The organism is Streptomyces solicamelliae, assembly GCF_045348655.1.
Lineage (GTDB): Bacteria > Actinomycetota > Actinomycetes > Streptomycetales > Streptomycetaceae > Streptomyces > Streptomyces solicamelliae.
Genome location: NZ_CP160404.1, coordinates 1,186,855 through 1,201,042 on the forward strand (window position 1 = coordinate 1,186,855; position 14,188 = coordinate 1,201,042).

At 73.7% G+C, this 14,188-nt stretch carries 14 protein-coding genes; 4 read left to right on the plus strand and 10 right to left on the minus strand.

Annotation, left to right across the window (positions count from 1 at the left end):
- Window positions 1-2: 2 nt before the first annotated feature.
- From rplT to infC, 3 genes are all read right to left on the minus strand, one after another.
- A complete protein-coding gene (gene rplT, locus ABZO31_RS05485) occupies window positions 3-389 on the minus strand; it encodes a 50S ribosomal protein L20 (protein WP_019884941.1) in 387 nt (128 codons plus the stop codon).
- Between the two features lie 106 nt (window positions 390-495).
- Window positions 496-690 (minus strand): 50S ribosomal protein L35, encoded by a 195-nt coding sequence (rpmI, locus tag ABZO31_RS05490; protein WP_015032399.1) that lies wholly within the window; start codon window positions 688-690, stop codon window positions 496-498.
- A gap of 128 nt (window positions 691-818) precedes the next feature.
- Window positions 819-1,544 carry a translation initiation factor IF-3 gene (infC, locus tag ABZO31_RS05495; RefSeq protein WP_406859834.1) on the minus strand — a complete coding sequence of 242 codons (726 nt, stop codon included), beginning with the start codon at window positions 1,542-1,544 and terminating at the stop codon, window positions 819-821.
- 296 nt (window positions 1,545-1,840) lie between these two features.
- Between infC and ABZO31_RS05500 the strand changes: the two genes are divergently transcribed.
- The gene (locus ABZO31_RS05500; RefSeq protein ID WP_406859835.1) at window positions 1,841-2,200 is read left to right on the plus strand and encodes a DUF1844 domain-containing protein; all 360 of its coding nucleotides are present in this window, start codon (window positions 1,841-1,843) and stop codon (window positions 2,198-2,200) included.
- A 9-nt stretch (window positions 2,201-2,209) separates the two neighbouring features.
- Here the strand turns inward: ABZO31_RS05500 and ABZO31_RS05505 are convergent, their stop codons facing one another.
- The 3 genes from ABZO31_RS05505 to ABZO31_RS05515 are packed head-to-tail and all read right to left on the minus strand — an operon-like array spanning window position 2,210 to window position 5,360.
- Window positions 2,210-2,944 (minus strand): SseB family protein, encoded by a 735-nt coding sequence (locus ABZO31_RS05505; protein ID WP_406859836.1) that lies wholly within the window; start codon window positions 2,942-2,944, stop codon window positions 2,210-2,212.
- Between the two features lie 23 nt (window positions 2,945-2,967).
- Window positions 2,968-4,152, minus strand: a complete 1,185-nt coding sequence (gene mycP / locus ABZO31_RS05510) for a type VII secretion-associated serine protease mycosin (protein WP_406859837.1) — start codon at window positions 4,150-4,152, stop codon at window positions 2,968-2,970.
- Window positions 4,149-5,360 carry a hypothetical protein gene (locus ABZO31_RS05515; protein ID WP_406859838.1) on the minus strand — a complete coding sequence of 404 codons (1,212 nt, stop codon included), beginning with the start codon at window positions 5,358-5,360 and terminating at the stop codon, window positions 4,149-4,151. Before ABZO31_RS05515 ends, mycP begins: the two co-directional genes overlap by 4 nt.
- Window positions 5,361-6,057: 697 nt before the next feature.
- Between ABZO31_RS05515 and ABZO31_RS05520 the strand changes: the two genes are divergently transcribed.
- On the plus strand, window positions 6,058-7,260 hold the full coding sequence (locus tag ABZO31_RS05520) for an amino acid deaminase/aldolase (protein ID WP_406859839.1): 1,203 nt from the start codon (window positions 6,058-6,060) through the stop codon (window positions 7,258-7,260).
- 66 nt (window positions 7,261-7,326) lie between these two features.
- Here the strand turns inward: ABZO31_RS05520 and ABZO31_RS05525 are convergent, their stop codons facing one another.
- Genes ABZO31_RS05525 through ABZO31_RS05540 form a run of 4 tightly spaced genes read right to left on the minus strand, consistent with a single transcriptional unit; the run spans window position 7,327 to window position 11,811 of the window.
- On the minus strand, window positions 7,327-8,223 hold the full coding sequence (locus tag ABZO31_RS05525) for a DUF2510 domain-containing protein (protein ID WP_406859840.1): 897 nt from the start codon (window positions 8,221-8,223) through the stop codon (window positions 7,327-7,329).
- A 52-nt stretch (window positions 8,224-8,275) separates the two neighbouring features.
- Window positions 8,276-9,067, minus strand: a complete 792-nt coding sequence (locus ABZO31_RS05530) for a 3-oxoacyl-ACP reductase (protein ID WP_406859841.1) — start codon at window positions 9,065-9,067, stop codon at window positions 8,276-8,278.
- A gap of 6 nt (window positions 9,068-9,073) precedes the next feature.
- Window positions 9,074-10,438: an aldehyde dehydrogenase family protein gene (locus ABZO31_RS05535; protein WP_406859842.1), complete on the minus strand. Its 1,365-nt coding sequence runs from the start codon at window positions 10,436-10,438 to the stop codon at window positions 9,074-9,076.
- Between the two features lie 8 nt (window positions 10,439-10,446).
- Window positions 10,447-11,811 (minus strand): glutamine synthetase family protein, encoded by a 1,365-nt coding sequence (locus ABZO31_RS05540; RefSeq protein WP_406859843.1) that lies wholly within the window; start codon window positions 11,809-11,811, stop codon window positions 10,447-10,449.
- A gap of 77 nt (window positions 11,812-11,888) precedes the next feature.
- Between ABZO31_RS05540 and ABZO31_RS05545 the strand changes: the two genes are divergently transcribed.
- Complete coding sequence (locus tag ABZO31_RS05545) at window positions 11,889-12,617, plus strand: FadR/GntR family transcriptional regulator (protein WP_406859844.1); 729 nt, start codon at window positions 11,889-11,891, stop codon at window positions 12,615-12,617.
- Window positions 12,618-12,731: 114 nt separating this feature from the next.
- A complete protein-coding gene (gene eat, locus ABZO31_RS05550; protein WP_406859845.1) occupies window positions 12,732-14,177 on the plus strand; it encodes an ethanolamine permease in 1,446 nt (481 codons plus the stop codon).
- Window positions 14,178-14,188 lie beyond the last annotated feature (11 nt).

The window sequence follows — 14,188 nt, forward strand, 5'->3', positions numbered from 1 at the left end:
GATCAGGCGGCGGCCTTCGGAGCGTTGACGTCGGCCGGCAGAGCCTTCTGCGCGACCTCGACCAGCGCGGCGAACGCGTTGGCGTCGTTGACGGCCAGCTCGGCGAGGATCTTGCGGTCCACCTCGATGTTGGCAGCCTTCAGGCCCTGGATGAGGCGGTTGTAGGTCATGCCGTTCAGGCGGGCAGCGGCGTTGATGCGCTGGATCCACAGCTGACGGAAGTCGCCCTTGCGCTTCTTGCGGTCGTTGTAGTTGTAGACCAGCGAGTGGGTGACCTGCTCCTTGGCCTTGCGGTACAGGCGCGAACGCTGACCGCGGTAGCCGGAGGCCTGCTCGAGGATCGCCCGGCGCTTCTTGTGGGCGTTGACTGCCCGCTTGACGCGTGCCACTTCTTAACTCCTTGTAGGGGGGCCGTGGTCGTACTCACACGACCCGAAATCCATTGGGTCCCGGACTGGGCCGGATGCCCTCGTCACCGAGGGCGGGAGATCAGGGTCAGATGCCCAGCATCTTCTTGATCTTGGCCGCGTCGCCCGGGGCCATCTCGGCGTTGCCGGTGAGGCGACGCGTCAGCTTGGACGACTTGTGCTCGAGCAGGTGGCGCTTGCCGGCGCGCTCCCGCAGGATCTTGCCGGAGCCGGTGACCTTGAAGCGCTTCTTGGCACCGGAGTGCGTCTTGTTCTTCGGCATGGCGCCGTTATCTCCTCGTCAGTGGCGCTCCCCTCCGGTGCGGGCACCGGGCGACCGGGAGCGTCAATTCTTCGTGTGGTGGTGCCGGGCGGTCCGGGGGGCTGCCTGCCGGGGCAGCCCCCGCCGGATCACGCCTCGGCGTTCTCGGCCGACGTGTCGGCCGAAGACTGCTCGGCGTCGGCCGCGGGCGCAGCCTCGGACGAACCGCCCTGGCGCTCCGCCTTGCGCGCGGCCTGGGCCTCACGCGCCTCGGCCATGGCCTCGGTCTTCTTCTTGTGCGGGCCGAGAACCATGATCATGTTCCGGCCGTCCTGCTTCGGGTTGGACTCGATGAAGCCGAGCTCCTGCACGTCCTCGGCGAGGCGCTGCAGCAGTCGGTAACCGAGCTCCGGGCGGGACTGCTCACGACCACGGAACATGATCGTGATCTTGACCTTGTCGCCCTGCTTGAGGAACCGGACGACGTGACCCTTCTTGGTGTCGTAGTCGTGCGGGTCGATCTTCGGCCGGAGCTTCATCTCCTTGATGACCGTGTGCGCCTGGTTCTTGCGCGCCTCACGGGCCTTCATGGCCGACTCGTACTTGAACTTCCCGTAGTCCATGAGCTTGCACACGGGCGGACGGGCGTTCGCCGCAACCTCAACCAGGTCGAGGTCGTACTCCTGCGCGAGCTCCAGGGCCTTGGCAAGCGGAACAATGCCCACCTGCTCGCCGCTGGGGCCGACAAGACGCACCTCGGGAACGCGAATCCGCTCGTTGATGCGGGGCTCGGCGCTGATGGATCCTCCTCGGTAGCACCACGCGACCGCCTTGGCGGACGGACACGTCACGTGTAAAACGTTGAGACCAACCATCCCGGGACACGAAAAATGCCCCGGACGGGACACAGGCGGGGCTCCAAGGAAATACCGGAGCACCGCCGCGGTGAACCGCGGGGCGCAACATCGGGCGACTCCATCGTCCGTACGGAACGATGGCGGCCGCCTGACCGGTGACCCGCCGCCCCTGAAGGGTGGCAAGGTGGGAAGTCGGAGCCTCCACTTGTGGGCCGGGCACGCACGTGTCCGGCCGGTCGTTACACAAGGTTAGCAGGTCGCCGGGGCAAGGGCTAACCGAAGGGTCCCGGCCGGCGGGGCATATCGTGGGCCCCATGAGTGACACGCCCACCAATGACTCCCCCGACTTCGACGCCATGACCCGCGACATCGCGGAGGTCCCGGCGGTCGAGGTGATCGTGACGGTCGCCGTCAACCTGATGAGCGCCGCCGCGGTGAAGCTCGGGCTGACCGAGGAGGGCGACGACCACAAGGATCTGGACGAGGCCCGCAAGCTGGTCCACGCACTGGCCGGCCTGCTGGACGCCAGCACGACGGAGATCAGCTCGTTCCACGCGGCGCCGCTGCGGGACGGCCTGAAGTCCCTGCAGCTGGCGTTCCGCGAGGCGTCGATCGTCCCGGACGAGCCGGGCCAGGGGCCGGGCGAGAAGTACACGGGGCCGGTGTTCGGGTAACCCCGAGGCTCAGTCCCGTACGTAGAAGGGCTCGCCCGGAGGCGGGGCCGCGGCCGGCAGGAGTGCCAGGTCGAGGCCGCGCACCAGGCGGGCCCTCAGTGTGTCGTCGACGGCCAGGGCGCGGGCCACGCGCCCGCCCGCCTCGGCCGGGGCCGCGTCGTCGGCGAGGACGAGGGCGAGGGTGCCGTCCGCGGTGCCGGGGCCGAGGTAGGCCCGTACGACGGCGGGCTCGCCGGCGACCACGGCGCGCACCGCGTCCCGTACGGCCGGGTCCTGCAGCGGGTCCGCGGTGGTCCGGCCCTCGGCGAGGGCGAGCAGCGCGGAGCCGGTCACCTGGTACGGCACCGGGCCCGCGAGGTCCAGGACGAGCGTGTCGGCCTTCTCGTGCACGAGGGCCGCCAGGGCCTGGTGAAGCGGTACGGCCACGGGCCGGGCGGCCGGGTCCCACAGGGCCAGCGAGGCGATCGAGGTGAAGGCGGGCAGCGCCCGGCGGTCCCCCGCGGTGAGCGTGGGCACGGCCATGTCGCTGGTCTTCTCGCGGCGCAGGCCGGTCTCCGGGTCCTCCTCGACCTCGCCGAGGACGGCGACCACCGGCACCAGGAGCCGGGCGCCCTTGAGCGCCTCCAGCACCGGGCCGTGGGCGGTGCGGTCCTCCGCCCAGGCGGCGAGGGCCGCGGTGAGCCGCGGGTCCGCGGTGCCGTCGTCGTCGGAGAAACCGGGGTCCGGAATGTTCTTGAGCGCCACGTCCCGAGCCTATCCGGCGCGGGTCACCGGAACCGGCGCGGGTCCGGGGTGCGGCTGCCGCGCCACAGGACGACCGCGGCGGCGAGCAGCACCACGCCGAGACCGCCGGCGGCCGGCGCGAGCACCCCGAGGGGCCGGTCGTCGCCCTCCTCGGGGACGGGACCGGAGCCGAAGAACTTGCCCCGGTGCCCGGCTGGTGCGGCCTTGGTCCCGGCCGCGGCCTTCCCGCCGGCCCTGATGGCGGCGGCCGGGTCGACGGTGCCGTACCCCTTGTCGTCGCTGCGGCCGCCCTTGGGGCGGCTGCGGGCGGTGTCGACGAGGAGCTGCTTCACCTGGGCCGGCGTCAGACCGGGGTGGGCGGCGCGCACGAGGGCGGCGGCGCCGGAGACGAACGCGGCGGCGGCGCTGGTGCCCCAGCCCTCGTAGTACCGGCGGTCCGGGTCGGCGATCACGACGTCGACGCCGGGAGCGCTGACGGTGGCGTACCAGCGGCTGGTGGAGAACGAGGCGTGGGTGCCGTAGCGGTCGACGGCGGCGACGGCGATGACGCCGGGGTATGCGGCGGGGTACGAGATGCGGTCGCCCTTGTCGCCGCCGTTGCCGGCGGAGGCCACGACGACGACGCCCTTGGCGAGGGCGTACTGGACGGCGGCGTCCTCGTCGGCGTCGGGGTGGGCGGACTCGCTGTCGTCGCCGAGGGAGAGGTTGATGACGTCCGCGCCGTGGTCGACCGCCCAGCGGATGCCCTGGGCGAGCGCGCCGCCGCGGGACTCGCGGGCGCGGGTGCGGGACTTGTCGGTGCCTTCGAGGATGACCCGGACGGGCAGGATCTTCGCCTGCGGGGCGATGCCGAGGACCCCGTCCTGGCGGCCGGGGCCGTGGCCGTGTCCGGCGATGATGCCGGCCATGGCGGTGCCGTGACGGGCCCAGGCGCGGTCGCCGCGCTCGGCGCCGAAGCCGATGAGGTCCTTTCCGTCGAGGACGTTGCCGTCGAGGTCCGGGTGGGCCGCGTCGACGCCGGTGTCGAGGACGGCGACGGTGATGCCGCGGCCCTTGGTGGTGCGCCAGGCCTCGGAGGTGTGCAGCGCCTCGAGCCCCCACTGGCGGGCGCGGATGGTGTCGGCGTGGGCCGGGGCGGCGGCGGGCAGCACGAGGAAGGAGGCGGCGAGCGGGAGTGCGGTGAGGGCGCGGAGGCGGCGGCGTATCACCCGTCCTCCTTGGTGGCCGCGGAGACGGCGCGGCGCAGTCCGCGTTCGACGCGGTCGGCGACGCCCTTGGCCTCGTGGCCGAGGCCGGCCTGGGCGGGGGCGGTGGTCTGACGGGGGTCCATGGCCTCGGCGGCGGGCTGGGGGCGGGACACGGGGCGGCCGTCGGCGAAGCCGGACACGGCGTACACGAGGACGGGCAGTTCGGGCACGGCGGCCAGCTGCCAGCTGGCGCGCTGCGCGTCGCCGAAGCGGGCGGCGGGCGTGCCGGGAGCGGGCAGGGTGCGCGGCATGTGGTCGACGCGCTGGGCACGGCCGCCGGCGGTGAGCTGCTGGGTGAGGGTCTGCATGGTGGTGGCGTCGGCGTCGGTGAAGACGAGGCCGACGGTGACGACGTCGGTGGAGGTGGCGTCGGCGTAGGTGGCGCGGACGACGCGGACGCAGCCGGTGGGCCGGAGGGTCGCGACGAGGGCGGGCGAGAGGACGGCGTCGGTGCAGGGCGCGTCGGGCGCGACGGCGATACGCGTCCACGCGCGGTCGGCGCCGCCGGGGCCGGAGCGGGCGCCCTTGAGGGCGGGCGGGAACAGCGTGTCGACGGGCGTGCTGTGCCAGGCCCGGCGCGCCTCGGGGTACCCCACGGGCTCCTGCGCGGCCCCGTGCCCCTGTCGTGCGAGCACGACCCCGGCGACGGCCCCGCCGACGAGCCCGAGCCCGAGGACGACGCAGGTCCCGGCCGCGATCACCCACCCGAACCGCCGCTCCCGTATGGGCCGCAGCCGCGCGGTCGTCTCACTGGGCGTCTCGGGCGGCACCCCGACGTACCCGTACGCGGGCGGCACCGGCCGCAGCCGCGCGGTGGTCTCGGACCCGGGGTACACGGGGGCGGAGGGCACGACCCAGGGGGCGGCGGGGGCGGCGGCGTACGGCGCGGCCGGGGGCTGCGGAACGCGACCGGGGGCCGCGACTGCCTCGGTCGGCGCCCCCGCGGGTGGCCCGGCCGGGGCGGCGGGCGTCAGTACGGAAGTCGGGACGGGCGGGGCGACCGCGGGCTGCGGAGGGCGGGGCCCCGCGGCGCCGGGCTCACGGGGCGTCAGCGGCCCGGCCGAGGGCGCGGGGGCCGGGGTCTGCGGGGCGGGCGCGGGAGCCGCAGGCTGCGAGGCGGGCGCGGGCTGACCGGGACGGCCGGGCACCGCGATCGGCTCGCGTGACATCGAGGGCGCGGGAGCCGCAGGTTGCGGGGCGGGCGCGGGCTGACCGGGACGGCCGGGCGCCGCGACCGACTGGTGCGACGTCGGGGGCGCGGGAGCCGCAGGTTGCGAGGCGGGCGCGGGCTGACCGGGACGGCCGGGCACCGCCATCGGCTCGCGTGACATCGAGGGCGCGGGAGCCGGAGGTTGCGAGGTGGGCGCGGGCTGCCCGGGCGTCGCGACCGACTGGTGCGACGTCGGGGGCGCGGGAGCCGGAGGTTGCGGGGCAGGTGCGGGCCGGCCGAGGCTGCCGGGCGCCGCGATCGGCTCACGCGCCGCCTGGGGCCCCGTCGGGGCGGACGTCGGCGGGGGCGGTACGGCCGGTGCTTGCGGCGGCAGCGTCGGCGCGTGCGGCGGTGCCGTCGGCGCGTGCGGGGGCATGGGGCCCGGTGCCGGGGGCGGCGGCTGCTGCGGGGCCGACTCGGTGCGGGGGCGGGGGGCGGAGGTTGCCGCGTCCGTCGGCGGGGTCGGGTGCGCGTTCGTCGGCATCGCGTCCCCCCGCTCGTTCCCGTTCCCGTAGTCGTACCCACTCGTACGGGTGCTCGTACCGCCTGGCAATGGGCGCCACTCTACGGGCTGTTCCGGCGCAGGTGGGAACCCCGGGGGATCTGACCGGATGATCCCCCTACCCGCGGTCAGGGCGGTCTGGCAAGCTCGGCCCATGACTCCCCGTGCCGCCGACCGCGCCCGGTACGACCGGGCCACCGCCCATCTCGACGCGCCCGTGGCGATCGTGGACCTGGAGGCGTTCGACGCCAACGCGGACGATCTGGTGCGGCGGGCCGCGGGGAAGCCGATACGGGTCGCGAGCAAGTCGGTACGCTGCCGGGCGCTTCTGGAGCGGGCCCTCGCCCGCGAGGGCTTCGAGGGGATCATGTCGTTCACGCTGGACGAGTCCCTCTGGCTCGCCCGCGCCGGTTTCGAGGACGTGCTCCTCGCCTACCCCTCCGCCGACCGCGCCGGCTTCGCCGCGCTCGCGTCCGACGAGAAGCTGGCCGCCGCCGTGACCGTGATGGTCGACGACCCGGCCCAGCTGGAGCTGATCGACCAGGCCCGGAACGGGGGGTCCGAGACCATCCGGGTCTGCCTGGAGCTCGACACCTCGCTGCGGCTGCTCGGCGGCCGGGTACGGATCGGGGCCCGCCGCTCGCCCCTGCGCACGCCCGCACAGCTCGCCGAGCTGGCCCGTTCCGTGGCCCGCCGGCCCGGTTTCCGGCTGGTCGGGGTGATGGCGTACGAGGGGCACGTCGCCGGCGTCGGCGACGCGGTCGGCGGCCGGCCGCTGCGCTCCCGCGCGATCCGTCTCATGCAGGCCGCGGCGCGCAAAGAGCTCGCGGCACGGCGCGCGGCCGTGGTCCGTGCCGTGCGGGCCGTCGCGCCGGACCTGGAGTTCGTGAACGGCGGCGGCACCGGCAGCGTCCAGCACACCGCCGCCGAGGACGCGGTGACGGAGATCGCCGCGGGCTCGGGCCTCTACGTGCCGCGGCTGTTCGACCACTACACGTCGTTCGACGGCCGCCCCGCCGCCGTCTTCGCCCAGCCGGTGGTGCGCCGCCCGGGCGTGGGCGTGGTGACGGTGCTCGGCGGCGGCTACCCGGCGTCGGGCGCGGCGGGCCGGGACCGGCTGCCGGTCCCGTACCTGCCGGAGGGGCTGCGCTACGACCCGCAGGAGGGGCCGGGCGAGGTGCAGACCCCGCTCCTCGGCCCCGCCGCCGACGATCTGCTGATCGGCGACAAGGTGTGGTTCCGGCACGCCAAGGCGGGTGAGCTGTGCGAGCGGTTCGACCGGCTGCACCTGGTCGAGGGCGACCGGATCACGGCGACGGTGCCCACGTACCGGGGAGAGGGGCAGACCTTCCTCTGACCCGGGCACCGCGGCACCCCGCGGCACCCGGGCACCGGAGTACCGGAGTACCGGCGCGGACGCGGACTACAGCGCCTTGATGCCCGCCGCGATCTCGTCCATCAGCGCCGGCTTCGGGCCCTTCGGCCCGGCGTCGAACACGAAGCGGACCAGGACCGGGGCCTGGCTGCCCGACGGCGAGGGGAAGACCAGGGACTGCACGATGCCGCCGGGCCCGGCGCCGGTGACGACCTTCCAGCGGACCAGGTACGCGTCGCGGCCCGCCACGACGGTCGCCTTGGACGCGAGCACGGTGTGGGACTTGACCCCGCCGTAGGGGTCGTTGCCGAGGATGTCCTGGCCGTACGCGTCCTTCACGGCCTCCGCGATGTCGGCCTTGGCGATCGCCTCCGGGGTGGCCGCGTCGGTCTTGGAGGGCGTCCGGGAGGTGACGACGCCGTACGTGCAGCTCTCGCCGACGTCGCCGGGGCACTGGTAGTCGCCGTCGGTGCTGACGGTGGGCACGTCGTCGCTCGGGCGCTCCGGCTTCTCCCAGCCCTGCGGGATCGGCAGGGAGATGCCGTTGAGCTGGTCCTCGACCACGGTCGGGGCACCACTGGGGTCGGCGGAGGCCGTGGGGTCGCCGTCCGGCTGCGGCCCGGCGGTCGTGGGGCTCACCGTCGGCCCGGCGACGGGCGGGGCCGGCGGCTCGTCGTCCTTGCCGTTCACCACGAGCGCGACGACGACCGCCACGACGACGGCCACGGCCGCCACCGCCCCGCCGATGACGACCCCGCGCTTCGGCCCCCCGGCCGCCGGCGGCACGACGACCGCGGCGGGCCCGGGGTGACTGGGGTACGGCGCGGGCGCCTGGCCGCCGCCGACGGGCCTCGTGTGGCCGCTCCACGCGCTGCCGTCGAACCACCGCTCGGTCCCCGGAGCGCCCGGGTCCGGGTACCAGCCCGCAGGCGTGTTCATGCTCATCCGGCCAGCCTAGAGGGCGGGTTCGGCCGGCCGGACAGGAGGCCCGTACCGGCTAGAGCGGCGTCACGTACGCGCCGGAGATCCCGCCGTCCACCAGGAAGTCCGTGGCGTTGACGAACGAGGAGTCGTCGCTGGCGAGGAACGCGACCGCCGCCGCGATCTCCTCGGCCTCCGCGAACCGGCCCACCGGGATGTGCACCAGGCGCCGCGCGGCCCGCTCCGGGTCCTTGGCGAACAGTTCCTGCAGCAGTGGGGTGTTCACCGGCCCCGGGCAGAGCGCGTTGACCCGGATGCCCTCGCGGGCGAACTGCACGCCCAGCTCGCGGGACATGGCGAGGACGCCGCCCTTGGAGGCGGTGTACGAGATCTGCGAGGTCGCCGCGCCCATGATCGCCACGAACGAGGCGGTGTTGATGATCGAGCCCCGGCCCTGCTGCCGCATGTACGGCAGGGCCGCCTTGCAGCACAGGTACACGGAGGTGAGGTTGACGTCCTGGACCCGCTTCCAGGCCTCCAGGCCGGTCTCCAGGATGGAGTCGTCGTCGGGCGGCGAGATGCCCGCGTTGTTGAAGGCGATGTCGACGGAGCCGTAGGTGTCGAAGGCGGTCCTGAACAGCGCCTCGACCTGCTCGGGGTCGGTGACGTCGACCTGGACGAACGTGCCGCCGACCTCCTCGGCGGCGGCCTTGCCGGCGGTCGCGTCGATGTCGCCGCAGACGACGTTCGCGCCCTCGGAGGCGAGCCGGCGGGCGGTGGCGAGGCCGATGCCGCTGCCGGCCCCGGTGATGACGGCGGTACGGCCGACCAGGCGGCGGCAGATGATCTCTTGGGTCTGTGCGGTCATCTTGTTTCAGGCCTCCGTGCTGATGAAGACGTTCTTGGTCTCGGTGAAAGCGGTGAGGGCGTCGGGGCCGAGTTCGCGGCCGAGGCCGGACTGCTTGTAGCCGCCGAAGGGGGTCCAGTAGCGCACGCTGGAGTGGGAGTTGACGGACAGGTTGCCCGCCCGCACGGCCCGCGAGGCGCGCAGCGCGCGGCCCACGTCGCGGGTCCACAGGGAGCCGGACAGGCCGTACGGGGTGGCGTTGGCGAGCCGGATGGCGTCGTCCTCGTCCTCGAAGGGCAGGACGACGGCGACGGGCCCGAAGATCTCGTCGACGGCGCAGGGCGCGTCCTCGGCGACGCCGGTGAGGACGGTCGGCGGGAACCAGAAGCCGGGGCCCTCGGGGGCCTTGCCGCGGACGCCGGGCAGGGAGTCGGGCACGTACGAGCGGACCCGCTCCAGCTGGGCGCGCGAGATCAGCGGCCCCATCTGGGTGCGCTCGTCGGACGGGTCGCCGACGACGATCTCCTCGATCGCCGGGGCGAGCAGGTCCATGAAGCGGTCGTAGACGCTGCGCTGGACGAGGATGCGGGTGCGGGCGCAGCAGTCCTGGCCGCTGTTGTCGAGGAACGACATGGGGGTCGCGGCCGCGGCGGCCTCGAGGTCGGCGTCGGCGAAGACGATGTTGGGGCTCTTGCCACCGAGTTCGAGGGTGACCCGCTTCACCTGGTCGGCGCACTTGGCCATGATCGCCTTGCCGACCTTGGTGGAGCCGGTGAAGACGATCTTGGCGACGCCGGGGTGGACGACGAGCGCGTCGCCGGCGACGGCGCCCTCGCCGGGCAGGACCTGGAAGAGGCCCTCGGGAAGCCCCGCCTCCAGGGCGAGTTCGGCGAGCCGCAGCGCGGTGAGCGGGGTGGTCTCGGCGGGCTTGAGCAGGAGGGCGTTGCCGGCGGCGAGCGCGGGGGCGGTGGCCCAGGCGGCGATCGGCATGGGGAAGTTCCAGGGCGCGATCACGCCGACCACGCCGAGCGGTTCGAGGATCGTGACGTCGAGCCCGCCCGGTACCGGGATCTGGCGGCCGCTGAGCCGTTCCACTCCCCCGGCGGCGAAGTCGAGCAGGTCGCGGACGTTGCCCGCCTCCCAGCGGGCGTTGCCGATCGTGTGGCCGGCCTCGCGGACCTCCAGCCGGGCGAGCTCCTCGATGTGGTCGTCGACGACGGCGGCGAAGCGGCGAAGCAGCCGGGCCCGGTCGGCGGGCGCGGCGGCCGCCCAGCCGCGCTGCGCCGCGGCGGCGCGCACGACGGCGGCGTCGACGTCCTCGGCGGTGGCGGCGGGGACGGTGGCGACCACGTCCTCGGTCGCCGGGTTCAGGACGAGCAGTTGGTGCGGCACGTAGGTCCTCACATGCGTTCGAAGGAGCGGCGCAGCTCCCAGTCGGTCACCGCGGCGTCGAAGGCGTCGAGTTCGACGCGGGCCATGTTGCGGTAGTGCGCGACGACCTCGGCGCCGAAGGCGGCCTTGGCGATCTCGCTGTTCTCCCAGAGCTCGGCGGCCTCGCGGAGCGTGGTGGGGACGTGCGCGTACTCGCCGGTGTAGGCGTTGCCGTCGCAGGCCGGGGGCAGTTCGAGCCGCTGCTCGATGCCGTACAGGCCGGCCGCGACGAGTCCGGCTACGGCGAGGTGCGGGTTGACGTCGCCGCCGGGGAGCCGGTTCTCGAAGCGGGTGGAGCGGCCGTGGCCGACGACGCGCAGTGAGCAGGTGCGGTTGTCGTGGCCCCAGGCGACGGCGGTGGGGGCGAAGGAGCCGGGCTGGAAGCGCTTGTAGGAGTTGATGTTCGGCGCGTACAGCAGGGAGAAGTCGCGCAGGGCGGCGAGCTGTCCGGCGAGGAAGTGCCGCATCACGTCCGACATGCCGTGCGGGCCCTCGCCGGCCATCACGTTGCGGCCGTCGGCGTCCTGCAGCGAGAGGTGGATGTGGCAGGAGTTGCCCTCGCGCTCGTTGTACTTCGCCATGAAGGTGAGCGAGACGCCCTCCTGGGCGGCGATCTCCTTGGCGCCGGTCTTGTAGACGGCGTGCTGGTCGCAGGTGACGAGGGCCTCGTCGTACTTGAAGGCGATCTCGTGCTGGCCGGGGTTGCACTCGCCCTTGGCGGACTCGACGGTGAGTCCGGCGCCGGCCATCTCGTTGCGGATGCGGCGCAGCAGGGGCTCGATGCGGCCGGTGCCGAGGACCGAGTAGTCGATGTTGTACTGGTTCGCCGGGGTCAGGCCCCGGTAGTTCGCGTCCCAGGCCGCCTCGTAGGTGTCCTTGAAGACGATGAACTCCAGCTCGGTACCGACGTGCGCGGTGTACCCGTGCTCGGCGAGCCGCTCCAGCTGGCGCCGGAGGATCTGCCGGGGCGCGGCGACGACGGGCGAGCCGTCGCCCCAGGCGAGGTCGGCGACGAGCAGGGCCGTGCCCTCGTTCCAGGGGACGCGGCGCAGGGTGGTGAGATCGGGGTGCATGGCGAAGTCGCCGTAGCCGCGGTCCCACGAGGACATCTCGTAGCCGTCGACCGTGTTCATGTCGGCGTCGACGGCCAGGAGATAGTTGCAGCCCTCCGTGCCGTGCTTCAGGACCTCGTCCAGGAAGAACGGCGCGGCGAACCGCTTGCCCTGGAGCCGTCCCTGCATGTCGGGGAAGGCGAGGACGACGGTGTCGATCTCGCCGCTCGCGACGAGGGCGTGCAGCTCCTCGACGGTGAGCGGGGGTTTGCGGTCTGCCACGGGATTGCTCCTCCTTCGGCCAGCCGGGAGCCATAAGGTATTACCGAAGACCATTGCTTGGGAAGGGAATCCGCGACGTGGCAGGGATCGAGGACCCGACGGACCGCCTGACGTCCGTACTGCGGCCCGTGCGTGCGGGCAACGGCTTCGAGGAGGCGCTGGAGCAGATCCTGCGCGTGGTGCGGCTCGGCCTGGTGCCGGGCGGGGACCGGCTGCCGCCGGAGCGGGAGCTGGCCGACCGGATAGGGATCAGCCGGGTGACCCTGCGCGAGGTCCTCAAGGTGCTGCAGGAGCAGGGGCTGGTGGAGAGCCGGCGGGGGCGGTACGGCGGCACGTTCGTCATGGACCGGCCCGCGACCGGCGACGGGGACGAGCTGCGCCGCCGCGTCGCGTCCGTCGACATCGAGGACGCGCTGCGGTTCCGGGAGGCCCTGGAGGTCGGCGCGGCCGGGCTGTGCGCCGCGCACGGGCTGTCGGAGGAAGGCACGGAGCGGCTGCGGGCGGCGCTCGCGGCCACCCATGACGCGCCGCTGGCGGACTACCGGAGGCAGGACACGCTGTTCCACCTGACGCTGGCCGAGCTGTCCGGCTCGCCGACGCTGACCACGCAGTACGCGACGGTCCGGGCGACGGTGAACGAACTCCTCGACTGCATCCCGCTGCTCGTGCGGAACCTGGAGCATTCGCAGCGCCAGCACACGGCGCTGGTGGAGGCGGTGCTGGCGGGGGACGCGGCGCGGGCGCGGGAGACGGCGCGCGAGCACTGCGAGGGCACGGCGGCGCTGCTGCGGGGCTTCCTGACGTGAGGGGCGCCGTGGGGCGAGTAACCCGAAAGTAACGCACGGGGCTTGCGCTCCCGCCCGGCCGACGCAAAGGTATGGATCCATTCCATTGGGCCCGACGCGGGAGCTGACGCTGCCATGACGCTGGAAGACACCTCCGGGAGCACCACCTCACCGCCCGACGACTACCTGGAACGCCGTGCCCTGCGCCGCGGCAGCGCCGGCTGGCTGCTGCTGACCGGCCTCGGCGTGGCGTACGTCGTCTCCGGCGACTTCTCGGGCTGGAACATCGGCCTGTCCAAGGGCGGCTTCGGCGGCCTCGCCGTCGCGACGGTCCTGATGGGAGCGATGTACGCCTGCCTCGTCTTCGCCCTCGCCGAGCTCTCCGCGATCCTGCCCACCGCAGGCGGCGGCTACGGCTTCGCCCGCCGCGCGCTCGGCACCTGGGGCGGCTTCCTCACCGGCACCGCGATCCTCATCGAGTACGTGCTCGCCCCCGCCGCGATCTCCATCTTCATCGGCGACTACGTCGAATCGCTGGGCCTGTTCGGCCTGGAGTCGGGCTGGCCGGTGTACCTCGCGTGCTTCGTGGTCTTCATCGGGATCCACCTGTGGGGCGTCGGCGAGGCGCTCCGCTTCAGCCTGATCGTGACCGCGATCGCGGTGGCAGCACTGATCGTCTTCGCGCTCGGCGCGCTCAGCGACTTCCACGTGGACGGGCTCGACGACATCCCGGCCGACCCGGAGGCGTTCGGCTCCAACTCCTGGCTGCCGTACGGACTCCTCGGCATCTGGGCCGCGTTCCCGTTCGGCATGTGGTTCTTCCTCGGCGTCGAGGGCGTGCCGCTGGCCGCCGAGGAGGCCAAGGACCCGGTGCGCTCGATGCCGAAGGCGCTGGCGCTGTCCATGGGCGTCCTGGTGCTGCTCGCCGTGGTGACCTTCTTCGCGGCCACCGGCGCGCGCGGCTCGGCGGCCGTGCAGGAGGCCGGCAATCCGCTGGTCGTCGCGCTGCAGGGCGACGGGGAGCCGACCACGCTCAGCCGGTTCGTCAACTACGCGGGGCTCGCGGGCCTGATCGCCTCGTTCTTCTCGCTCATCTACGCCGGCTCCCGGCAGCTGTTCGCACTCTCCCGGGCCGGCTACCTGCCCCGGTTCCTCTCCCTGACCAGCCGCCGCAAGTCCCCCTACCTGGGCCTGCTGATCCCCGGCGCGATCGGCTTCGCGCTGGCGGCCGGGACGGGCGACGGGGCGCGGATGCTGAACATCGCGGTGTTCGGCGCGACGATCAGTTACGCGCTGATGGCGCTCTCGCACATCGTGCTGCGCCGCCGCGAGCCCGGCCTGCACCGGCCGTACCGCACGCCCGGCGGCGTCGTCACCTCGTCCGTGGCCTTCGTCCTCGCTCTGTCGGCGCTGGTGGCCACATTCCTGGTCGACAAGGACGCCGCGTTCATGGCGCTCGGTGTGTACGTGATCGCCCTCGCCTACTTCGCGTTCTACAGTCGGCACCGCCTGGTGGCCAAGGCTCCCGAGGAGGAGTTCGCGGCGCTCGCGGCGGCCGAGGCCGAGCTGGAACGCGACTGACCGTCCGGAGG